This is a genomic window from Limnochorda sp. L945t, assembly GCF_035593305.1.
GTDB lineage: Bacteria > Bacillota > Limnochordia > Limnochordales > Geochordaceae > Carboxydichorda > Carboxydichorda subterranea.
On sequence record NZ_CP141615.1, the window covers coordinates 1,560,776 to 1,582,888 of the forward strand.

Consider the following 22,113-nt stretch of genomic DNA (forward strand, 5'->3'; position numbering starts at 1 on the left):
CGTCGGACAGGTTAGTACGTCGCCTGCAGCGTCAACGAGGTCCGTGTCAGTGACGTCGCGGACCGTGGTACCCGCGCGAAGCTGTAGCCGGTCCCCATGCCGCGGACTTGGGCAGTAAGGCCCGCGGATTTCAAGCGCTCCGTTTGCATTCCGGGTCGCACCCCAGCGAACACCAAACGCGTAATGTTCGGACCAATCCGGAGGCACGCTCGGGTGGGTAGCGGCATAGAAGAGCCAGACGAGCCCCATTATTGCTGCAACCCCCCATACGCGCGGAAACGCCTGCGGAACGCTCAGCCACTGCGCGAACGCGATTGATACCTGAATCCGACCAATCCAGTCGAGCACACCGCCGATCGCTACGACGAACACTATGATCCACGGTGCCCAGGTTCCCTGGTGAAACCAGATCCGAGGCATCCTTACACCTACTCCCCCTGCCTCCTCCACCGGCGTCCTGTCCGGGAACGCTGTCGCGCCTGTTTCGACGGCTGCTCCTCGAACCCTTACTCGGGCTGGCCAAGCTGGCCGTTACGTGCTCTCACCCGTTGAAGGCCTCGGATGAGTTCATCTACATCCTCTCGACTGTTAATCCACCTTATCTGAACTCCCCTCCTCCTGAGCTCGAGGACGCGGTCCAGGCTCACATTGGCATAGATGAGCATCCTTCGTTTAGCGTACCGTATTAAGGACCGATCCTTCGGCTCTCCTACGTATAGGCCAATGAAGGCCTCCTCGTAGTTCGTGCACAAGAGCAGCACGTAAATGGCCGGAATGAACATCAGCGTCAGTATAGGCCCCAGCGCAATAATTCTGAGGGTGCCCGGTGAGACAAGCGTCGCGTAGTCTATAGCTGCCTGGTAAAGTGCACTCCCTACTATGGCCAACCCGACAACGACCTGAATCCAGTGTAAAAACGCGGCGATCTCGGAAGATTTCCGGTCCCTACGTGCTACAATATCCATCATACTCACGATAACTACCAACGGTACGAGTATCAGTTCCCAGAACAGCGGAAAAGTATACGAACCGACCAAGAACTCGAAGAGCACCACGACTCTAAGGCTATCGCGAACCGCAGTCCTGATTACCCTATGAGGACTGGCCGAGGTGATTGCCTCCGATGCCGTCGCGAGCCCGGTAAGGACAAACCAAAGCACCGTCTCCTTGAGGAGTGCGGGATTCCACAAGGAGACGGTCCTCAGGGCCCACACGGCCAAGGCGGTGTAAGCCGCCAGGCATACGATGGGAAGAACAATCTTGGGGTGTGCACCCGCCCGGAGAACCCCTGCAACCTCGTGCCGGACCTCGGCTTTCCTTAGAACCAGCACGAGGAAGACCACCAGCCAGATCGCCGTGGCGATTTCCCTGGTACTGAACAAGCGCGTCACCCGCGATCAACGGAGATACGGAAGCTACTGTTTTCAGTCTCTCCTGAGGTCCGAGCGAGGGAGTTGCTGCCGCCGACGATGGCGCTATTCATTCCGATGGCCCACCATGTATGCTCATCTTGCCGGGAAGCCCGCCACCGGACATCAGCAACGCGCGTTCTCCAAGCCACGCTCGAAAGTTCAGGAGCTGCCGTTCGTGCGGGCGAACGCGGACAACCACCTGGCTTCCTGTACAGCAGCAGAAGACAAGTAGTCGAGGCCCGGGACTGTATCGTCGTAGTCGCAACGGTTTCGACTGCGCCGAAGGTCGATCAGCCTTCCGGCAACAGCGTTGAAACCGTGGGCCTGGAGAAAGCGTACGAGCTCCAGATGATCATTCGCATCGCGCTGAGCCTGAAACCCTTGCGTCTCTGCCCAGCGTCTCAGAAGCCCGAAGGCTCCGAAGTAGGCGCGGCTCACACCCGCGCGGTGCATGGCTTGTTTCGTAAAGCCGGGAGTGCCTCGCGGGTTGAACTGGCCGAGATACTCGGCGAGGTCGATGAACTCTCCCCAGTCAAACCCCATCGTTACTGCCAACTAACTGCGTACCTGGGCTCGTCAGCTTAGAACACGGAAGTCGACTCCGACCCAACCCACGGTACCGCCGAGCAACGACGTGATGTGCTCCCGTACCCTTTGAAGTTTCGTAAACTGCTCGGAGCTGACATCCTCAACATGTACATACACGATCGGGTACTGATAGCTGTCGATCTCAGGGTCCTTGTAGAACTCTGCTGATAGCGTAGTCGACGGGAACAACTCCTGGCACTGCAAACAAACCTCTCGGAGAGCAACGTCCAGCCCCTCGTGTTCAGTCAAGTAAACCCCAAGGTCCACCCAGCCCCGAACCTCAACACCCATGCGCTCGAGTTGTCCCAATGTAGCGGCCGCACGCTCAGAGACCTTTCGGCCAACGGTTTCGGCCATGGACGCGAGCAAGGCAAGGGGGCTCGACCGACGATGCAAATCAGCCAAAAGGTATGCGCTATCCACGTTAAGCTCTCGCTCGAAGCGCTCTACCCATCCCGCGTCCAGACGGATAGGGCCGACCGGACCGGCCAACTGTGTTAGTAAACGCGTCGCATCCTGTCTCGACACAAACGACTCCCACGTATTGGCAGACACGCTCATTCCGGAATGGCTCAGCAGTAGACCCCTGGCCGGCCGCTCCACAGACACCCAGTCCTTCCTGCGGCTCCCTGTCATCCGCGAGGGGGCGCTCATGCCGGTCCGCCGACCCCCTTCTTGCCAGCACGATCGAGCTCCGCGCTCACCTCTTGCACCCATCCTTCGAACTCTTGCTGTCGCTCCGCCGCAAAGCGCTCGAGCGCTGCCGCAGGTAGCTGCTCCACAGACCCGAGTACATACTCGAGGAAGGCCCACGAAGGGTCACTCAGCAAGGGCTCGATACGGCATTCGCCTCGTGCGCTCGGGGTCCTCAAGAGATACCGATAACCGATACCCCACAACCACTGCTCTAGCCGCCCGGGCAACCGCCGGTGCACGTCGCTGACCTGCCGGTTCAGTATATCGACGGCTCGTTCGCTTGCCAGGACGTGTGCTACGAAACGGGCGACCGCACCACCCGTCGGCTCAGCGACAGTAGCGCGGATCACCTGGTTCAGCGCAGCCGCTGCACGCTCGAGTCTGGCCCCCTGGACCCCATGGAATCCGGCCGCGACGGATCCCGGCGTCAGTTCTACATGCAAACCCGTCGCCGTAATCACTACCCCGGAACCGGGCGAGACCCCCTCCTGGGCCACGACCACTGGGTTTTCCCCAAGGACGTTGGCTACCGCTTCAAGCCGGCGCTGGGTTACGGGGCCCAGCGCTGCAGGAACCATGAGCTGCGACAATACCAAACGTATGTCCGCCACTATGGCGTCTCCTTCGCTCGCAGGAACAGCTTTCCCTGCCTGCGCCTCAGATCCTCCTCGCCGTCGCCGGTGTCATCCTTGGAAATGCCTTGGAGGCGGATAACCTTCTTGTTGCCCACCGCCTCTGGGACAGGCCTGCGCCGCGCTCCGGCCTGTCCACACTCGCACAGGCCCTGCGACGAGGGGAAGGAGTGCCCGCTTTGAACTGATACCGACCACCTTAGGAGAGCACCCGGCCCGGCGCCGGTTCGCTCCGACGAGTGGTCGGTATGGATCGTACCGGGTGGACGGCATGTGTCGTACCCGGTAGTCGGCATGGATCGGAATCGGTGGTGGATTTCGGAGGAATCCGCAGGATGGCGCGACCCTGCTGAATCCGCGGTCTTACCCAGCGCCGCACTCCGCGCATCAGCCCTTGATGACGGCCGAGCTTGAACTTAGCCCCATAACCCGGGTACCGTGGAAGATCTGCCCCCACACTGGGCACCACGTCCTACAGCAGACTCGCCAACGGCCACGACCAACTTACACTTCACCAGGGTCGACATCTGGTTGCCGAGCCGCTTTCCGGATAACCCGGTCATGGGCTTGATCTCTCCAGAGGCTTGACGTGCAGCACGCCATGGAGGTCGAGGAGCCTGCCCTTGGCGACGAGGCGGTCGATAGCCTCTGTGACGTGGTCGCGGGCCCGGGCCGAAATCCGGCTATACCCGAGCACAGCCGAGGCGATGGCCCGAGCGGCGCGAGACCGTTCGGTGGCTCCGAGCTGACCCAGCACCTCGAGTACCGCCGCCTCCCACTCCTCCGCACAGATGTGCTCGGGCGGCCGCGCCACATCACCAGGCCCTCGAGGCGGAGCGCCCGAAGACTCCCGGTTCGCCTTCCACAAGAAGTCTCCCTGTTTGCTCACCCACCCCCGTCTGACCGCCCGGGAGACGGCTCGGGACAGGGCATCCCGGATCCGTTTGCCCGCCCTCGAATGACCGTAAAGGCCGCGCAGCCGCTCGTACAGCTGCTCTACGTGGACAGGCGCTTCGACCTCCACGACCTGGCGGGTCAGCTCCGCCAGGTCGTCGGGGTGTTCGTCCACGATGGCTGAGGCCCGGACCAGGTCCCGGCCACCCTGGTACGCCCGGTAAGCTGGCAACCGGACGACGGAATCAGGGGCGCCGCCGGCGCCTCGGCCCGCATCCCCGCTCGATCCGCCAGCCCCATCGCTGCTCGGCGCGCCACCTGTATCGCCGCTCCGCATAGCGTTTAGCGGCCGCCCGTCCTTGCCTTGCGCTGGCCCATCGTTGCGGTGCGCTGGCCTGTCGTCGCCCTGCGCCGACCCGTCGGCGCCGTACGCCGGCCTGTCGCCGCTCGCCCGGCCGTCATTGCCGTCGGCCCGCCCCTCGCCCCCGCGCACCCGCTCGATGGCCTCGACGAGGCGCTCGGTCGCCCTAGCCGGGTCGCGGATCCACCCCGTCGACCAGACCCGCAGGATCTTCCACCCCAGGTTCTCAAGGGCCACCTGCCGGATGCGGTCACGGTCTCGAGCCGTTCGCGCCGAGTGGTAGGTGGCCCCGTCGCACTCGATGCCGACGATGTAGCGCCCGGGCAAATCGGGGTCCCTCACGGCCAGGTCAATGCGATAGCCCGACACCCCGACCTGGCAATCCACCTCATACCCCCGCCCCACCAGCGCGTCCCGCACGGCCTCCTCGAACTCGCTCTCCGGCTGCCCGGTGCCCCGCGCGTCTGCGTCGACCCCGCCGTCCTTCGCATAGCGCAGATACCCCGCCAGCATCTTCGGCCCGTCCCAGCGCGCCTGGCCGACGACGCCCGCCAGCTGCTCTGGAGTCATCGACGAGACCACGATCATCCGATACCGCGCCCGGGTGATGGCGACGTTCAGCCGCCGGTCGCCCCCCATGCGGTTGAGCGGGCCGAAGTTGAGCGAAGGCGTCCCGCCTGGCTCAGAAGGCCCGTATCCGACGCTCAAGACGATGACGTCGCGCTCGTCCCCCTGAACCGTCTCCAGGTTCTTCACGAAGAACTCCTCTTTGTCGGGCAACTTCACCTGCGGGTGCGCCCTCAGCAGCCTGCGCAGCGCCTCCTCGACGGCGTCCCGCTGCTCGATGCTCATGGTGATGATCCCCAGCGACAACCCGCTCGTCGTCCGGCAGTGTTCGAGCACGAGTTGGGCGACCCGCTCGGCCTCGACCCGGTTGGTGCGAGACCCGCCCTTGCCGAAGACACCGTCCGGCACGTGCACGAAGGAAACCCCGGTCGCGACGCCGTCGGTCCCGGGAGCGGGGAACGTGATGAGCTGGCGGTCGTAGAAGTACCTGTTGGAGAACGCGATGAGGCGTTCGTCCCGACTGCGGTAGTGCCACTTGAGCATAGGCCCGGGGAAGTAGACGCTCGCGATGTCGAGAATGCTCTCATAGTCCTGGGCGTCCGGCTCGTCCTCCTCGCCCTCCGCGTGCGCCCGGAAGAAATCCGTCGGCGGCAGTTGCTTGTTGTCGCCGAAGATCACCGCCTGCCCGCCTCGCAGCAACACGCCGACCGCATCGCCCGGCGGGAGCTGCGACGCCTCGTCGAAAATCACCAGGTCGAACCGGAAAAGCTCCTTCGGTAGGTACGTCGCCACGGACAGCGGGCTCATCATCAGACACGGCTTGACGGCCAGCAGGAGATTGGGGATGAGGGGGGAGAGTTTGCGCAGAGGCAGGTGACGGCGTTTCTTGTGCGCCTCCCGCGCGAGCACCGTCCGCTCGCTGGCCGGCAACGGGTCGGGCAGGCGGGCCGCAACCGCCTCGAACGTGGCGATCACGGCCTGCTTTTGCAACTGTTCGTCGAGCTCTTGAAATCTCCGGCGAATCTCCTCCCAGGCATGCCCTGGAAACGAACGCAACACCTCGGACTCGCCGTACGCGGCCCTCAACCACCGTGCGAAGTAGGCCCGCCGGAACCCATCGAACAGGCGCCCGGCCGACAGCCCCTTCGCGCGGCAGGCGGCGAAGAACGCCGACAGCCCCGCCTCCTCGGCCTTCCGCATCAGCCGCCGGTGTTCGATCCACTCCGGGAGGCGGCCGGCCTCCCGTTCCCATGTGGCGGCGTTGTCTCGCAGTTCGTCCAGGGAGACCTCCCCGAAAGAGCGCCCCCCGAAGCCCTCGGGAAAGCACCGGACGACGGGTTCGGCACCCGCCGCCGACCGCCACTCGTCCAGCGCCCTCAAGGCCGCTTCGATCAGCGAGGAGGCCGTCCGCCGGATGACCTGCGGCGCCTCGCGAACGAGCCGTTCGCGCAGGCGCTCGCTCAAGTGTCCCCCGCCTGCCTGCACCGTCGCGGCAGCCCACTCCACGGCGCGCACGGCCGCCTCAGGGTTCCAATCGTCCGTGCCGGGCTCGATGCCGAGCTCGCCGCGGATGCGCCCCGCGTGGGCGTCGATCCACGCACGACTCTCCTGCACGGCGAAAAGCGCCCGCACCACTCCGACCGCCTCTGAGCGCCGCAGCTTCCGCCCTATCAGGCGGGCGAGCCGCCGCTGCACCTTCCATTCGGCCATGACTCGCCGGAGCCAGGGGCGCTTCGAAACCTTCTCGAGGACGCTATGCAGCGCCCTCACCTCGCCGGCTTCGATGTCCGGCTCCTGGCCCGGCTCCCCGCCAGGATTCACGCCCACCCCCCGAAGGTAGGCCGCACCCTCCCTTCTCCGGCGAGCATGTTCCTCGACGCTTCGCGCGAACCCCACCATCGCCCGCCGCCCGGCCTCCTCAAGCATGAGCCAGGCCGGCTGAATGGTCGCATCGGGCATCCTGGCGAGCCCCCGCAGCAGCTCCAGGCGCTCCTCGAGGTGCCGCGCCGTCTCGACCCGCTCTCCCGTGAATTCGAAGACCGCGTTCGCCACCCCGAGCAGGCCCTCGGTCGCCCGCCTCAGAGCCCCGTACGCGGAGCTCACCGCCTCCGCAATAGGGATGAAGTCCTCCGGCGCCGCCGCCTCGCGCCAGGGGTGCGTGCGTTCCTCGTCCCACACGCCGAGCCTCGCGACCTGGCGCACCAGCTCGAAGACCGCGTTCTCCCGGTCCCGCTCGACCTCGAGGGGCCGGTCGAACGGGAGCGGAGCGTCCACGAAGGGCACCTCGTGCAGCCGGGCCAGCGTCCCGTGCACCTGGAAGGCGCTGCGACCCTGCCGATCCCGAGGCTTGTGGAGTTCTTCGACGTACTGGTTGAGCTGAGCCCTGACCCGCCGGTATTCCTCGAACTCGTCCTTGTTGGCGCGGGTGCGCCAGGCCTTGAGCCGCGCCAGACTGGCCTGGAGCTCCTCCACCACGGCCTTGCGGCTGGCCCGGCTGCTGTGCAGGTCGAGGCACAGGTCCGCCAGCCCGAGGCCTTGCAGGCGGGCGTAGACGACCTCGAGAGCCGCCCGCTTCTCGCTCACGAACAGCACCTTCCGCCCGTCCCGCAGCGCCTGCGCGATCAGGTTGAGGATGGTCTGGCTCTTGCCTGTGCCCGGCGGCCCCTGTACCACGATGGTGCGGCCCTGGCGTGCCTGTTCCATCACCTCGAGCTGGCTCGAGTCGGCGTCCGCCACGGGGAAGACCTCGGGCCGGGCCGACTCCTCCTCGACCTTGCGGACGTCAACCGGCGCGAGTTCGGAGCGCTCGCGCAGCCCGCACAGCGCCGCCACCACCGGGTGTGCCGCGGCCCGCTCGGCGACGCCGGGCGCTTCCAGGTCCCGGTACATCGGGAGCTTGTAGAAGGCGAACTGCGCCAGCCACGCCTGCTCCAGCACGGCCCACCCCTTGGGCCGCACCGCCTCGCGTGCCTTGCCGAGGAACTGATCCATGGCGGCGCCCGGCTCGGCCGGCTCCCCGTTCGTGTCGAGAGCCGGCAGTGCGATGCCGAACTCCCGTTGCAGCCGGTACTCGAGGGTCGGGTTTACCTCCGGCCCGTCTTCGTGCGGGCGCAGGACGTAACGCTGTTCGGAGCGGTCCAAATGCACCGGAATCAGCAGGAGCGGGCTGTGGACCCTCTCTTCGGCGCTCTCCGTCTCCCTCCACTCCAGCATGCCGAGCGCGACGAAGAGCGTATGGACGCCCTGCTCTTCGTAGATGGTCCGCGTGTTTCGCCGCAGCCGCTGGAGCTTGCGGTGGAGATCCCGCACGTCCTTCGGGGTCGCCACGGGTGGAGCGAGCTCCAGGTCGCCAGGTACGGCCCGGACACCCGGCTCGACGGTCTCCCCGAGGTCGAGGTCCTCGATCGTGATGCCGCGGACGTACGGGAAAGCGAGCTGCCTCTCCTCGACGACGAGAGCTGCATAGAGGGCACTGAGCCCCGGGCTCGTGATCTGCACCCGGGTCGCAAAGCCCTTGTGGAAATCGATGAGGCGGTTTCGCCTCGACAGGTCGAGAAGAGAGCGCTTCCAATCCGCGATGTACCGCCCGGCCTGCTGTATCGCCCGCTGGTCGATGGTCGCCCCTTCGGTCACCTGCTGCGTCATGCGTACTTCACGGCCCCTCCGCGCCCCCCGTGTATGCACGGGCTACCCCACGACCTTGTCGAGGATGCCCAGTTGCTCAAGAGCGTCCTGCAACTGCCGGTAGACGGTCGCCGGGCTGGCCGTCTGAAACGGCATGCGCCCCAGGCTGGCGGCCGCCCGGGCGAGCCGGAGCAGCACCATGGGCGTATCCGCTTCGGGAATCCCGGAGACCTTCGCTCCGCGGTAGTTGCTGAGGATGGCCTGGATGGCCTTGGGTAGGCGTTTCTCATCGACGCTTCCATCGGCGAGGCGGTAGGGGAGCTTCCAGGTGGCAGGGCAGGCGGCGTGGCCCACGTAGGCAAAGCACCGGGCAGGCAGGCCGTACTTGGGGTGAAGCAGCGCCGCCTCCTCAACCCCCTCTTCCCGCTCCTCGCGCTCGACGGGCGAGGGTGGAAGCAGGTGCAGTTCGGCCCCTTGGGTGTCGGGACGCTCGCGGTAGATCCCGTGGACACTCAGCCACCACAGGTCGAGGGGCGGTTCCTGCTGGGCCAGGGAGACGAACGCGCGATCCCTCAGCCCGCCCGCCACAAGGTCCGCAGCGTACAGCATGAAGCCGTCGCTGACGGCAATGCACCGCACCCTCTGGTCGGCGGCATACTGCCGCGCCTGGTCGAGAGCCTTCTCGACGGCCCTCCGGTGCCACGCCAGGGCACTGGGCCGCTTTGTTTCGATGAGCAAGTACTTGATGCCGTGCTTCGTGAGCAGGATGTCCGCTCCCTCGACCTGATGGTTGAGGTCGGCCAGGGACCAGTCCAGCACTTTCGTGAAGAGGTCCTCGACGATGTTCTCGGCCACCTTCTCCGCCGCCCGGTGCCGCCGAGCCTCCTCCAGCCTCAAAGCTCGGGCTTCCAGGAAGGCACGCCACGACGAACGGATGCGTTCGACGCACCGCCGGTACGACGCGAGGTGCTCGACCCCTAGCCTGCTGCTCATATACCGGGTCCTCTCGTCCACCCCATGCCATGCCCCCAGTGGCGGAAGCGGGCCTGGCCGAAGGCAGTCGGGTCACTGGAACCGGGCAATCCGAAAACGACTGCCGCTTCAGTACCGAGCCTACCAGGACTCTGTCCGGACGGTGGGACTCGAACAGGTCCCCCACGATTACGACCATGCCGATACGTTTGGCGGGGCGGAGGACAAACTCCACGGCCCGTCGCAGCAAATCGTCCCAGCCACGCCGGCGTTCGGATCGGCGTCGCTCCTCCATGTAGGCCGGCGCCCGGCCCAGGTGAAGGGCAGCGAGGTGCAGCACCCTTAACATCGCTCGGCTCCCCGCCTGCCTGTGCCGAACTCTGGGTCTCCCTGCCAATCAGCCTACGACACGTGTGTTCGCTACCCAAGGCGGACGAGCTTCTCGGGAACCTGGTCCGGCCCATAGTTGTTGGAGCTTCAGGCGACGATGACCGGCGGTTACTGGCCCTTGAGCACTTTCACTGGGAGGCCTTCGGTACCGCCTCTCGAGTCTCACCTGCAGACTGCGGTAGAGCGCTTTGCTTTGCCGTCACTCCGCTATATCTACAGCTCGGTGGAACTCAAGCGCCCGCGTTGCGAATGAACGAAGCTCTGCATCGGTCGTCTGGACGTTCATGCCGGCCGATCCGTGGTGGAACCGGCAGGCGTATGCGTCGATATCCTCCAACTCCCCTATCCTGGGTTGAAGTCGTACTAAAGGCGACGGCTCCCGCGCGTTGCGGATCTTCCTAATCATTTCCCCAAGCGTATCATCCATGGTAAACTCATCCGGGAACCGAAATCGGAGGCTATTCTCAAGCAATGGTCGAATACATGAGGCGACCGAGTTCAGGTCAACCCCCTCTTCCCCATCTAGATAATCCTTCAAGACGAAGAACTCCCGGAGCGGTGGCCGTTGAGATTCGCTCGCGATGTCCCACGGGGCGATAGTCGTACCGTCTCCGTGTCTTGGCAAGCGCAGCGCACGTACATCGCACGACCGTCGTCTAGCTGCTTTCCAAACCTGAGCCAGAAAATAGCGATCATGGGACAGTAGCACTAGCTGGCGACACCTCTCGGCGATTCTTACAACCTCTTGGACTGTTTGTGTCTGCCGACCATCATCCAAGCTTGACAGAGGATCGTCCAGTACGATGATCCTGTCTGCTACAGATGGATCGCCGTCCATCCGGGCCAAGAAAAAGGCGAAGGCCAGTGCCGTCCGGTCTCCACTACTCAGCGTGCTGCGGAAGCAAGGACGAGGTGACCTCCGACCGGTATCCTCCAATCCCACACGGTAACCATTGATGTCAAGTTCATAGTCAAGCCGCGCCGTTCCTCCATAATGAGTCTCTCTTACTTCTGCAAGCCGAAACGACGCACCGAATCTAGCCAGCACTCGGTTTATGGCATCACCATAATCTCTAAGCAAGCGGGCACTGAGTTCTTCAAGCATCTGACGGGTTTTGTTCTTGTCGTGTTCTAGTTCGTTCTTTTCTTCGAGGAGCTTGTTATACGCTTCGCATAGTTCGCGAACGTCTTGGCTAAACCGCGTCCGAGCATTGCGGAGAAGATTCAACCTGTGCTCCACGTCCGTCGACGAGGTGGCCCGTAGCTCCCGCCTTTTCTCAAGTATCGCCTCGTTGGCCCTATCGACCGCCTCATTGTAAAGCCTCACCTGGTCCACCAGCGCCCTGTACTCCTTGAGCGGTGACATCTCGTCCGACCCCAGAGTCACTACTTCCACCGGTGCTTGCGACTTTCGCCTAATCAAGTCCTGCACGTATTCTCGGAGATCAGCAAGGATGCGGGTGGCCCATTCCGAATCGAACTGCGGCAGATCAACTTTCACATGTTGGCGCCAGAAGTGCGAAATCCTCTCGTTCTCAAGTACGGTACTTCGAAGGCCGGAGAGTTGTGGCTCAGCAAGGACGTTACCGACCGTTTCCCCCGCGGCTGCCACTTGCCTTTTGAAGTTGGAGTAGGCTGTGGCAAAGTAGGCCTTATACGCTTCAATGAGACTGACTCCTTCCAAGTCTTGCCCGCAAAACGGGCAGCAGTTCTCTCGAATGTAGTCCATCCCTTGGGCAATCCAGCTTTCACCTCTGTGGTCCATGCACCGCCTTATGTGTTCCTTTACCTCCCGCTCAGCCTCTGCCGAAATACCTGTAAGTGTTGTCGCAAGCGTAACAGACAGCTCGTTAAGGTCAAGAGTCGGCAGGACAATGCGGCGAAAAGAAGAGGCATTCAATACCTGTTGGATGCCTCGCAACGACTCCAACAGTTGCTGTAGACTTGCTATCTGCTGATCGACCTGTTCCACGGGTTGAAGGTTCACGAACTCGTCAACGTTCATGTCTCCGTCTATGTAACGCTGGATCGCTTCGCGAAGCTGCCTCAACTCTGTGTTCTTAGCGGTAATCTCCTTAGAAAGCTCATCCAGTTGCCTTGCCACAATGACGGCCTGATCCCCTACGGCAAAGCGATGCAGATTCAGCCGATGTTCCGGCTCCACTGCCTGGCCAGAGTAAACATTCTCCGCGACAAATGTTTCGTCAAAGATTTCGAGAGGAACGCCATCCACTGACCATCGACCATTGTCATAGCTGACAGTGTTCCCAGATATTCGAATCCGAACCAGCGGTGGTAGGCTACTACCTAACCTCCGTCTTTCTTCGATATACCTAGGAGCATTTCGTTGAAGAGAACGGAGAATCGCAGCCAAAGTGCTCTTGCCACTAGCGTTACTACCATGGATCAAAGTGAGCTTGCGGAATTGCACGTCTCCATACGCTTCGTAGTTTTGGAATCGCCCTACACTTCTAATGTGAACGATCTTCTCAATCATTGTGTCCGAACCCGCGCGATGCTCTGCCTAACGCGGGTTCCGCTTGTCCTCCTTTCCGGTACTGTTGGCCGTGTAGGGCCCTCCCCAGGCGAAGTTCGGGGACGCTGAGACCACAATCTAGCCAGCGAGTCAACCCGTGGTTTGCACGATGTCTGCAACAGTTAAGCCCGGTCTTCGCCCGTGACATGGGTTGGGCGTCAGGATAGGACGCTGCAGGCAGGGCTTGTCCTCGTCACTAGGTTGGCGATGTTTTTCTCGACGCGCAAACCCCTTTCCATCGCGTCCTCGGGTACACTTCGGTAGACCGCCTGCGTCCCGTGGCGCCCCCCAACGTTCCAAGACGTTCTGATGCCTCTCCGTGTCCATACCTTAGGACCGCCCAGGTTCGCCCCCGTCTGCTGGATGAAGCGCTGCCTCGAACGCACCTAAGCCCATGACCTTGCCCACCTATTTGAGCGTGGCTGCATAGTCTTGGCCCGTCACCCCGTGCAGCATCGGGGCCGGCACTGACTCGTTGGGCCGCCTCTCGCTGGACCCCTGCAGCTTTCTAGGGGTTTTTTCCGCCCCTGTGCCACCCGAGAACTCTCTACTGTTGCATGTGTTCAGCCCATATCTACCTCTACCGTGCAGGGAGCTCTTGTCTGAGCCTGGAAACTAGAGCGCCGAACGCGCTACCGACCTTATCAGGATTCAGGTCAAGTTCGGTCTCAGCGAATTCCGCCAGAGTCCTCATCTTCCGCACGTCGAAGTTCACTATGTTAGTGCCACTACCGGGGCCGCCCTCGGTGATCGGTGTCCTTCTGTACGCCCTGTCAATCCGCTGCACGAAGTCCGCCAGCAGGTGCCTCGGATGATACGCGCAGTAGTACATGACCACTACTCGGATCCCGATTCGGGTCAGTCGCGCGTAGTTGTCATAAGCCGCCTCTTCCCAGTCTCCGATGTCGTGACCAGAAAGCAACGGCGCGCCGAGATAAGTCCCCACCGCCCGTACCTCGGCCGGGCTCCGAATAGGTACGGTGCTAACCTTGTGCTCGAGTAGAAAGGACAACTCCGGTTTAGCGCGGTCAAAGACAAAGGAGTCCGGGATATAGCGCATGAAATCTATCGTCTCCGTATGGACATCGCGCTGCCTGATTGAGGGGTCCAGCTCAGAGAGTGCATCCTCTCGAAGCAGCGACAGGATGCTGAAGCGCTCCTGCCTTTCATCTACAACGTGCCAGAACAACTCCGCTGCCAGTTGTTGTAATCTCTGGGACTGAGCCAGTCTCTCCTGGAAGCGCATACAACCTCTCTCCTCCCAAGTGATGTTCGCCTCTTCGCATCCGACCGGTAGAGACCGACTCAGCCGAACCTCCTCGCCAGAACGCTGCAGCTAGCTACCGACTCCCCATGCCGGACCGGATATGTGGGAAGGTGATCGAACAGACTCATCTTGGTAACCGGTCTCATACCGTCAATCGATAACACTCGGAGAAAACTAAAGAGCCTCCGCGAGGAGTTCCCGCTCAATGACCACGACCGGCTCCGCCGCGGCTGTCCTTTTAGGTACTGAGGACAGGTCGGCCGAGGTCTGCCCCGCTTCAGCGCGAACTCCCGCCACGGCCTGACAAAGGCTCTCGACTGCTTCCAAATGCGCCCTAGCGTGATCCTGGCCGTAGGGTCTCCGCGTCCTTCTGGGGCACCGCGCCTTCGCCCCACTGTGCCACGAGCCGTCCCGGCGAGCCCTCGCCGCGCGCCACCACCAGCGTTGCTGTTCGTTTCGGGCACTAAGCACAGAGTTGCCTGCCACCACCGCTGAACTCCGCTTCTGCCGCGACCGATAGCCTCTCATGCCAGCGACACGGCCGCGCTTTGAGCCAGGACGGCCCGACGCCACCATCGCCCCGGCTTCACCCGCCCCCGCCGGGCCAGTCCAGGTGGAGGCGAGGAAGCCGCGCGAGTTGTTCTAACCTATACTCCCATGCGCGGCGGGCAAAACCCGGAACGACGTACGTCGTTTCCTTCCCCTCGAAGGCCTTGTAGAGAAGCCCCACCGAGATCAGTTCCTCGAAGGCCTCCGGCAGGAGGTCCTCCGAGAAGAGAATCCGGTGAGCCACGGCAAAGCCGCCTCCGTCGTATACCTCCCCCTTTCGCACGCTCCCTTCCCGAAGCAGCAGAAACGCCAGTTGCCGGCCCGGCCGGCTCAAGTCGGCGCATCTGGCCTCCACAGCTTCCTGAAGCCCCGCCAAATGCGCCTCGCAGGCCCACTTCACCACGTCCCGGCAGGGTTCCTGAGTATCGGTGGTCTTGTCCCAGACGACGGCATTTTGTGCATCCAACGCCCCGATGCGCCCGAGAACCTCGACGGCCTCCTTCAAGCTCTCCGCCGCTTCGACCGGCGGATACCGCAGACGCAGGTTCGCCTTCGCAATCCGCTCGTCTGCGCAAAGGCTCAGCATATACAGCGCTTCCACTACCGACGGGCGCTGCCCCGAAGCGCAGCTCCGCACCGCCTCCTCGAGTTCAGCTCGACTCGGCATGGCCTGCGTCCCCCTCTTCCTCCAGCGAGACGTAGCGGTCTTCCACCAGCCCCCGCCACTCGGCGTACCGGAAGGTCGGTTCGGGCAGCAACCCGAGCAGTTTCGGCCCGCGCAGCACGTACAGGACGGGGTGGCTCAGGGCGTCGGCCACGACGTACACGTAGTGGGCCTCGTCGGACAGCGCCTGATACTGGGTTCGGGTCAGGTCGATGGGCGGGTCAGGCCGGGAGCGCCCCTTGAGCTCGATGCGCCGCCCGCCCGACTCGAAGTCGTACCCCCGCTCCTGCGAACGGGGCACCCGCTCCGGCTGCCGCCCCCGGCTACGCTCGTAGCGCACCAGCACCGCCTCCGCGACCCGTTCGGCGAACGCCTCCCGCAGCCGCTCATCCTCCAGCCGCCGGTTCACCCCCAGGGCCTGGAAGAACCGCCGCCACTCGGACACCTCCCCGCCGCCCCCCGCCGCCAGGTACGCCTCCGACAGCAGCGGCATCGCCTCCGGCTCCACCCGCAGCAGCCCCCGGGCCGCCAGCGCCTCCAGCCGGTGTTCCGGCGCATACGCCTCGCCGAAGAACACCTCCCGCGGCGATCGCCAGCGGCCGTCCCGGCACCTCACCGTCAGGAACCCCAGCCGCCCCCCATCCAGCACGCCCTCGCGCCACAGCCGGAACAACCGCCCCGTCCACTCCACTCGCTCCGACTCCGGCATGGTCGCCCACGCCTGGGCCACCTGGTCCAGGGAGTCCCCGAGCTGCCACTCCCGCACCTGCTGCGCCGTCAGCACCCGGCACCCCAGAAACTCCAGAAATCCGGCGCACTCCGGGTCGGCCCAAAGGCCGGGGTGCACCCGCCGCCGGCCGCGCAGTGCCGGCGGCCCGTGCTCAGCCCAGTAGGCCGCCGACGCCGACACCAGCGACCCGTCCTCCGTGAGCACCAGGCGGGCCGAAAACCACGGGGCGCTCCGGATGGTACCCTCCGAGTACCGCCCCAGCTCCCGGTACAGCGCCCGGAACAACTCCACGTCCTGCTCCTTGGCCCGTGCCTCCACGAGCTGCTCCATCGCCCACGGCCAGTTGCGGCTGTTGACGAAGGGCCCTTCCATGACGGGTACGGGCGGCAGCAGCGTGAGCCGGTGAAGCGCCCGCTTGCCGGGAAATGCCGCCTCGAGCCTCTCCACCCCCAGCACCTGCAGCCACCCCGCATCCCAGTTGGGGATGCGCATGGCCTGCGCCGCCGTTACCAAGGAACCATCGGCTGAAACCAGCAGCGGCCGCTCCTCCACGTACCGCCTGAGGGGCCTGAGAAGTTCGTCGTTGATCACGTGCGGCCCGCCCGCCCCCGGGTACAGCATCGCCGCCGCAGCGTACCGCCACCGCTGGTGCTCCAGCAGCGCCGGCGCCACCCGCTCGGCAATGAAGCGGAAAAGCTCGCCCGCCATCCAGCGGTTCCACCGCGCATCGCGCCGCAGGCTCTCCCGACCGGGGCCGGTCAGGAAGTCCCCGTGCACCAGGAACGAAAGCCCGCTGGGCACCTCCTTGAGCGGAAGAAACGAAAAGACCCCCGTGTGAGCCGTTCCGTGCACGGGCCGGAGCTGGCCCGTCTCGTCCAGCGCGAACGCCACCGCAATCTCCCGGGCGCTGACCTCGTGACGCTCCCACTGCCGGGTCTCCGGATCGGAGCGCACCGCCTCCGGCACCCGCACCGTGGCACGAAAGACCACCCACCGTTCCCGGCTCGCATCCCCGTCGCGCTCCTCCTGGATCTCATATTGCTCGTAGAGGCCGGGCCCGGCTTCTCCAGGCTCTGCCCGCCGTCTCCGAACCACCCGCCGAGCGCCCCTCAAGCGGTCTTGCAGGACAAGTTCCTCCACGTGCCGCAAAAAGAGAAGCACCCGGCCCGACAGGCTGTCCGGTTTCATTTCTTCTGCGAGGCGCGCCGCAACGTCGGCCCGATTCCCCTCCCGGAAAGGAAGCTCGAAAAACGTGGTGTACGAGGAGAGCTCCTTCGTCCACTCCGGCGCCCGCTCCAGCCAGACGGGCGTGATTTGCCAGGGAACCTTCTCCGGCTGCGGCCAGTACTGGCGGTCGAAGGCAAACCGATAGCACCCCGACACGATGCGAGGGCTGTCGCAGAACAGGAACACCGACTTGCACCCGACGCCGAGATACCCGATGTAGTCGGTCGCTTTCTTGCCCGACCGCCCGACCCGGCAGATGCTTTCCACGTCCGCTTCGGAAAACGGTGCGCCGTCGTTGGCGATGCGAACGGCATCGCGAGCCAGTTCCACCAGCACCGACTTCGACCCGGCGTCGTCGGCGTTGTCAATGGCCACTTGAAAAACCGCACTTTTGGCCACGAAAATTCCGCAATCGTGGCCAGGTAGGTAGCGGGATCTACGCGGGGGTCCCTCCCTCCCCTCTGCCCCCCGCCCGTAGGGCGGGGGCCGCCGGCGCCTCTTCCCGTATGTTGCTGGGTTGGGGCGGCACCAGCCGGCTGCGCATCCGATAGCTCTCGCCCTTGAGGGTGATGACGTGGGCGTGATGCAACAGCCGGTCGAGCACCGCCGCCGCGGTGGCCGGCTGTCGAACAGCGCTCCCCACTCCTGGAACTCCAGGTTGCTGGTCACGATGAGCGAGCGCCGCTCGTACGCTTTGGCCACCAGTTGAAACAGGTAGTCCGAGGCGGTGGCGTCCATCTTCAGATAGCCCAACTCGTCCAGGATGATGAGATCGTGGGCCAGGATGGCCTTCAGCTTCTGGGCCGTGCTGCCGTCGGCCAGCGTCGCATAAAGCTCCTGGACCAGGTCCTGCACCGTTAGGAAGAGCACCCGGTAGCCGCGGTTGACCGCCTCGATGCCCAGGCCGATCGCCAGGTGGCTCTTGCCGACCACCGGCAAGACAGCGTTATACTGCTCACTCCACCAAGACGGTGGTGATCCACTACCCGTGGCATCCGCTGCACGGACGGACTCTGGAAGTCGTGCAGGAGCGGGGCCGAGGGGAGAGGCGTCACGTCGGCGTGCGCCTTCCCGACGGGACCACCTGCTTGCTTCCCGAGTGGATGACCGACCCGGCACGATGTGCGGCTTTCCGTCGAGTCGACCACCCGGTCTGTTCGCTGGAGGCGCTCCAGCGGCTGCACACGTTGTTGACGTCGCTTCGGTGGTGGCAGGAAGTCTGTGTTGCCGCGTCGGAGACGTTGTCCCAGGTTATGTGGAATTTGAATAGCGCCTCCGGGATCCTTTTTTCAACCGGTAGCGAGTACAGGCTCGCTCATGGCCACTTCGGCTCCGATGGCTCGGCGCAGAGCGGCCTGAAGCATGGGGATCAGGCGGTAGCCGCGAATCCGCCGAAAGCGGGATTCAGCCGCCAGAAGCCCTATCCCCACCCACCGCTCGGCGTGCTGACCAGAACGCCAGCGCTTCACCCGCCCCGCCTTGGCGCGCACCACCGACAGCGCCGACTCCACCGTGTTGGTGGAGGCCAGCGACAGCCGCAGCAGGCCCGGGATGCCCAGCCGGTGCAGCGTCAGGGTTTCGTCCAACCCCTCCCGCAGGCTGTCCGCTGCCCCCGGGTGCTCCACCTCGAGCCGGTCGGCCAGGCGCTCCAGGGCCTCCCTGGCGACGCTGTAGTCCGGCTCCCCGTAGGCCTGGTCCAGCTTGCGGGCCACCCAGGCCTTCGCCGACTCCGGCAGGTGGTCCAGCACGTTCGCCTTCTTATGGACCTGACACCGCTGGACGAGGGCCTGCTTTCCGAAGACGGCTCGGACGGCGGCCCGCAAGGCCTTGGCCCCGTCCATCACCACCAACAGCCCCTGATCGGAGGACAGACCCCGCTCAACCAGGTCTTGCAGCAGTCCCTTGACCACCGCTTCGTTTTCCGTCGCCCCTTCCCGCAAGCCCAACAGCCGCTTGCGCCCGTCGGCATCGATGCCCAAGGCCACCACCACCGAGGAGTCGCCCACCCGCACCCCATCGACGACCAAGGCGACGATGGACCCCTGATCGAGCCGCTGGGTCAGGCGCTCCTCCAGCAGCCGACCCATGGTCTGGGTGAAGCGGGCACTGATCCGGCTTCGGGAGACCCCCTTACCCGGGAGCGCGTCGGTCCCGTCCAGCGTCTCCCGATAGCCCCGGGTCGACACCCCGTGGAGCAGCCGGGCCACCACCGCTTCGGTCAGGCTGTCCTCCTGCTGGGCCCACAGGTAGGTGTCGAGCACCACCTCCTGGCGGTCTTTGGAGCGGGCCCGAGGACGCTGGACGCTCACCTTGCGGCCCAGCACCACCACCCAGCCCTTTGCCTGGCCATGGCGGTAGGCGGGACGCTCCCGGCGATGCCGCCCCTTGGGTCCGACCCGCTCGGCCAGCTCGGCTTCCATCATCTCCCCGAGGGCCGCAACAGCCAGCTGCAGCACCAGCGCCGTCAGGCCCCCCTTCACCTGCTCCCCCAGCCGGCGCAGGGGAAGCTGGATGCTTTCGGGCAAAAACGGTACCTTTCGAGCCTTCCGGCGGTCGACCTTCTGAACCTTCCCATTCGGGCTGACCACGTGATATGCTGGCATCGGCGGCTCCTCCCATCCGCTGGGTTTTGCCAGCCCCTCTTCTACCACAGGGGCCCCGGAGCCGCCACTTCATTTTCCACAAACCTCGGGACAATCTCGCGTCGGAAGGTGGCGCCCGGCAAGGAGGATCGACAGATGTCGGGCCCCGCTCGGCAACAGCCTCTCCCGTTCGAGGACCATCGGGTATGGGATCAACTTCCTCCTCCGGTGCGGGAACGCGTGGTCGAACTGGTCGCAGAGCTTCTGGTGGCCTTCCCGCTTTGCCCGGCTCCGGGCCTCGAGGAGGTGAGCTCCCATGACGGCCCCGTCCAAGCTGACCCCTGAGCACCTCGCCCGGCGCGCGGTGGTCTACGTCCGCCAGTCCACCCTGGAGCAGGTACGCTTCCACCGCGAAAGCCAACGCCGCCAGTACGAGCTGGCCGAGCGGGCTCGGGCTATGGGGTTTAGGGACGTGGAGGTGATCGACGAGGACCTCGGCCGCTCCGGTACCACCGCAGCAGGGCGTCCCGGTTTCCAAAGGTTGGTGGCCGCGGTCTGTTTGCGGGAGGTGGGTGCGGTCTTCAGCCTGGAAGCGTCACGGCTGGCCCGTAACAACCGGGACTGGTACCACCTCGTGGATCTGTGCGGGCTCACCGGAACCCTCCTGGTCGACCTGGACGGGGTCTATGACCCCCGGCTTCTCAACGACCGCCTGCTGCTCGGGTTGAAGGGCACCATGAGCGAGTTTGAGCTCGCCCTCTTTCGGCAGCGGGCGTTGGCGGCCTTGCAGGCCATGGCCGAGCGGGGGGAGCTTCTCACCACGGTCCCCGTTGGCTACGTGCGGACGGCAGACAATCGGTGCGAAAAGGACCCGGACCGGCGGGTCCAGCACGCCATCGCGCTGGTCTTTACGAAGTTCCAGGAGTACGGGAGCATCCGCCAGGTCTTGTTGTGGTTCCGGCAGGAGGGGCTGCCGCTCCCAAGGAAACGCTTCGGCCCGGAGGGATGGATCACCGAGTGGGTGTTGCCGATCTATCACACGCTGCACCACATCCTGACCAACCCCACGTACGCAGGGGCGTATGCGTTCGGCCGCACGGCGACCCACACTCAAGTAGTCCAAGGGGACGCCGTGAGACAGCGCAGCCGGCGGTTACGGGCTGAAGAGTGGGCGGTGCTCATTCGGGACCATCATGAGGGGTACATCTCCTGGGAGGCGTTTGAGCGGAACCAGGCCATGATCGAACAAAACGCCGCCCGTTATGGAGCCCGCGTCCGAGGCCCCGCCCGGGAGGGGTCGAGCCTCCTGGCGGGGTTGTTGCGTTGCGGGCGCTGCGGGCGCAAGCTGCAGGTCACCTACTCCGGTACGCGTGGCAACGTGCCGCGCTACCACTGCCGGGGTGCTGCTATCAACCATGGTACGGATTGGTGCATCTCGTTCGGCGGCCTCGCGGTCGATCGGGGCATGGAGCAGGCGATCCTTCGGGTCCTCGAGCCGGCTGCTCTGGAGGCGGCCGTACGGGCAGAGGCTCACCAGGAAGCAGCCCGGAAGGCCCGCCGCCAGGCGCTGGAGCTGGCGTTGCAGCAGGCTGAGTACGAGGCGCAGCGGGTGCAGCGGCAGTACGACGCCGTGGAGCCGGAAAACCGCCTCGTCGCTGCCGAGCTGGAGCGGCGATGGAACGAGGCACTGGCCAGGGTCGATGCGTTACGCCGCCAAGTCGAGGTGGCCCGATACGAGGAAGGGAAGACTGCGGACAACGGGATCGCCGAGAAGCTGGCTTCGCTGGCTCAGGACCTCCCGCGGGTATGGGCCGATCCTCGCTGCGATGCGCGGTTGAAGAAGCGGATTGTCCGGACCCTCGTCGAGGAAATCGTGGCCGACGTGGACGCGCAGCGCAGTGTGGTCCGCCTCGTCGTTCACTGGGCCGGAGGGGCCCACAGTGAACTGGAGGTGCGCAAACCCCGAACCGGGCAGCATCGGTACCGAACCGATCAGCATGTCGTCGAACTGGTACGGCAACTGGCGTGGGTGATACCCGACCGGCAGATCGCGCGCGTCCTCAACCTCCTCGGCCACCGAACAGGGCACGGCAATACCTGGACCCAGGCCCGGGTGACGTCCTTGCGGGACAGCCATGGCATCCCGTGCTTCGATCCCAAGCACCGCGAGGGATGGGTAACGCTGACGCAGGCGGCCCAGGCGCTGGGCGTCAGCCCCATGTCCGTGCGCCGCTTGCTGGCCAGCGGCGCCTTGAAAGGCCAGCAGGTGGTGTCGTACGCACCCTGGCTGATCCGACGGGACGAGTTGCAACGCGCCGAGGTGAAGGAGGCGATCCAGGCCATCCGAAAGCGGAGGCGAGCTCCGCTACCTGAGCATCCGACCCAGCAGACCCTTGATTTGACGCGGAAATAGCGAGGTGGG

Annotated in this window: 13 protein-coding genes and 2 pseudogenes; 3 read left to right on the forward strand and 12 right to left on the reverse strand. The window is 64.7% G+C overall.

Features of this window, described 5'->3' with window-relative positions; all coding sequences use genetic code 11:
• Positions 1-506: 506 nt before the first annotated feature.
• From U7230_RS07360 to U7230_RS15425, 11 genes and pseudogenes are all read right to left on the reverse strand, one after another.
• Positions 507-1,382 (reverse strand): hypothetical protein, encoded by an 876-nt coding sequence (locus U7230_RS07360; protein WP_324718073.1) that lies wholly within the window; start codon positions 1,380-1,382, stop codon positions 507-509.
• Between the two features lie 189 nt (positions 1,383-1,571).
• Positions 1,572-1,955, reverse strand: coding sequence for a hypothetical protein (locus U7230_RS07365; protein WP_324718074.1), 384 nt, complete (start codon positions 1,953-1,955; stop codon positions 1,572-1,574).
• Positions 1,956-1,988: 33 nt separating this feature from the next.
• Entirely contained in the window at positions 1,989-2,291 is a 303-nt protein-coding gene (locus tag U7230_RS07370; protein ID WP_324718075.1) for a hypothetical protein, read from the reverse strand.
• 359 nt (positions 2,292-2,650) lie between these two features.
• Complete coding sequence (locus U7230_RS07375; protein ID WP_324718076.1) at positions 2,651-2,830, reverse strand: hypothetical protein; 180 nt, start codon at positions 2,828-2,830, stop codon at positions 2,651-2,653.
• A gap of 1,057 nt (positions 2,831-3,887) precedes the next feature.
• On the reverse strand, positions 3,888-8,795 hold the full coding sequence (locus tag U7230_RS07380; RefSeq protein ID WP_324718077.1) for a DUF3320 domain-containing protein: 4,908 nt from the start codon (positions 8,793-8,795) through the stop codon (positions 3,888-3,890).
• A gap of 42 nt (positions 8,796-8,837) precedes the next feature.
• Entirely contained in the window at positions 8,838-9,767 is a 930-nt protein-coding gene (locus U7230_RS07385) for a hypothetical protein (protein ID WP_324718078.1), read from the reverse strand.
• A 568-nt stretch (positions 9,768-10,335) separates the two neighbouring features.
• Positions 10,336-12,369, reverse strand: a complete 2,034-nt coding sequence (locus U7230_RS07390) for an AAA family ATPase (RefSeq protein ID WP_324718079.1) — start codon at positions 12,367-12,369, stop codon at positions 10,336-10,338.
• A gap of 883 nt (positions 12,370-13,252) precedes the next feature.
• Positions 13,253-13,918 (reverse strand): hypothetical protein, encoded by a 666-nt coding sequence (locus tag U7230_RS07395; protein WP_324718080.1) that lies wholly within the window; start codon positions 13,916-13,918, stop codon positions 13,253-13,255.
• 607 nt (positions 13,919-14,525) lie between these two features.
• The gene (locus U7230_RS07400) at positions 14,526-14,993 is read right to left on the reverse strand and encodes a hypothetical protein (RefSeq protein WP_324718081.1); all 468 of its coding nucleotides are present in this window, start codon (positions 14,991-14,993) and stop codon (positions 14,526-14,528) included.
• Positions 14,994-15,138: 145 nt separating this feature from the next.
• Positions 15,139-17,508 (reverse strand): sacsin N-terminal ATP-binding-like domain-containing protein, encoded by a 2,370-nt coding sequence (locus U7230_RS07405; RefSeq protein ID WP_404980591.1) that lies wholly within the window; start codon positions 17,506-17,508, stop codon positions 15,139-15,141.
• Positions 17,509-17,545: 37 nt separating this feature from the next.
• Positions 17,546-18,042 (reverse strand): annotated as a pseudogene (locus U7230_RS15425) (ATP-binding protein).
• Between the two features lie 41 nt (positions 18,043-18,083).
• On the opposite strand from U7230_RS15425, the pseudogene U7230_RS15430 reads away from it, so the two are divergent.
• Positions 18,084-18,293, forward strand: a pseudogene (locus tag U7230_RS15430) (DUF5372 family protein); the annotation flags it as partial.
• A gap of 105 nt (positions 18,294-18,398) precedes the next feature.
• Here the strand turns inward: U7230_RS15430 and U7230_RS07410 are convergent.
• Positions 18,399-19,712 carry an IS256 family transposase gene (locus U7230_RS07410; RefSeq protein ID WP_324716120.1) on the reverse strand — a complete coding sequence of 438 codons (1,314 nt, stop codon included), beginning with the start codon at positions 19,710-19,712 and terminating at the stop codon, positions 18,399-18,401.
• Positions 19,713-19,847: 135 nt separating this feature from the next.
• Here U7230_RS07410 and U7230_RS07415 point away from each other — a divergent pair, with 135 nt between their 5' ends.
• Positions 19,848-20,036: a hypothetical protein gene (locus tag U7230_RS07415; protein WP_324718082.1), complete on the forward strand. Its 189-nt coding sequence runs from the start codon at positions 19,848-19,850 to the stop codon at positions 20,034-20,036.
• Positions 20,008-22,104: a recombinase family protein gene (locus U7230_RS07420; RefSeq protein WP_324718083.1), complete on the forward strand. Its 2,097-nt coding sequence runs from the start codon at positions 20,008-20,010 to the stop codon at positions 22,102-22,104. Before U7230_RS07415 ends, U7230_RS07420 begins: the two co-directional genes overlap by 29 nt.
• Positions 22,105-22,113 lie beyond the last annotated feature (9 nt).

Bases quoted from the DNA above. Each gene is read 5' to 3' on its own strand.
- U7230_RS07365 (WP_324718074.1), bottom strand. From the start codon at position 1,955: ATGGGGTTTGACTGGGGAGAGTTCATCGACCTCGCCGAGTATCTCGGC.
- U7230_RS07370 (WP_324718075.1), bottom strand. From the start codon at position 2,291: ATGGGTGTTGAGGTTCGGGGCTGGGTGGACCTTGGGGTTTACTTGACT.
- U7230_RS07380 (WP_324718077.1), bottom strand. From the start codon at position 8,795: ATGACGCAGCAGGTGACCGAAGGGGCGACCATCGACCAGCGGGCGATA.
- U7230_RS07385 (WP_324718078.1), bottom strand. From the start codon at position 9,767: ATGAGCAGCAGGCTAGGGGTCGAGCACCTCGCGTCGTACCGGCGGTGC.
- U7230_RS07395 (WP_324718080.1), bottom strand. From the start codon at position 13,918: ATGCGCTTCCAGGAGAGACTGGCTCAGTCCCAGAGATTACAACAACTG.
- U7230_RS07410 (WP_324716120.1), bottom strand. From the start codon at position 19,712: ATGCCAGCATATCACGTGGTCAGCCCGAATGGGAAGGTTCAGAAGGTC.
- U7230_RS07415 (WP_324718082.1), top strand. From the start codon at position 19,848: ATGTCGGGCCCCGCTCGGCAACAGCCTCTCCCGTTCGAGGACCATCGG.
- U7230_RS07420 (WP_324718083.1), top strand. From the start codon at position 20,008: ATGACGGCCCCGTCCAAGCTGACCCCTGAGCACCTCGCCCGGCGCGCG.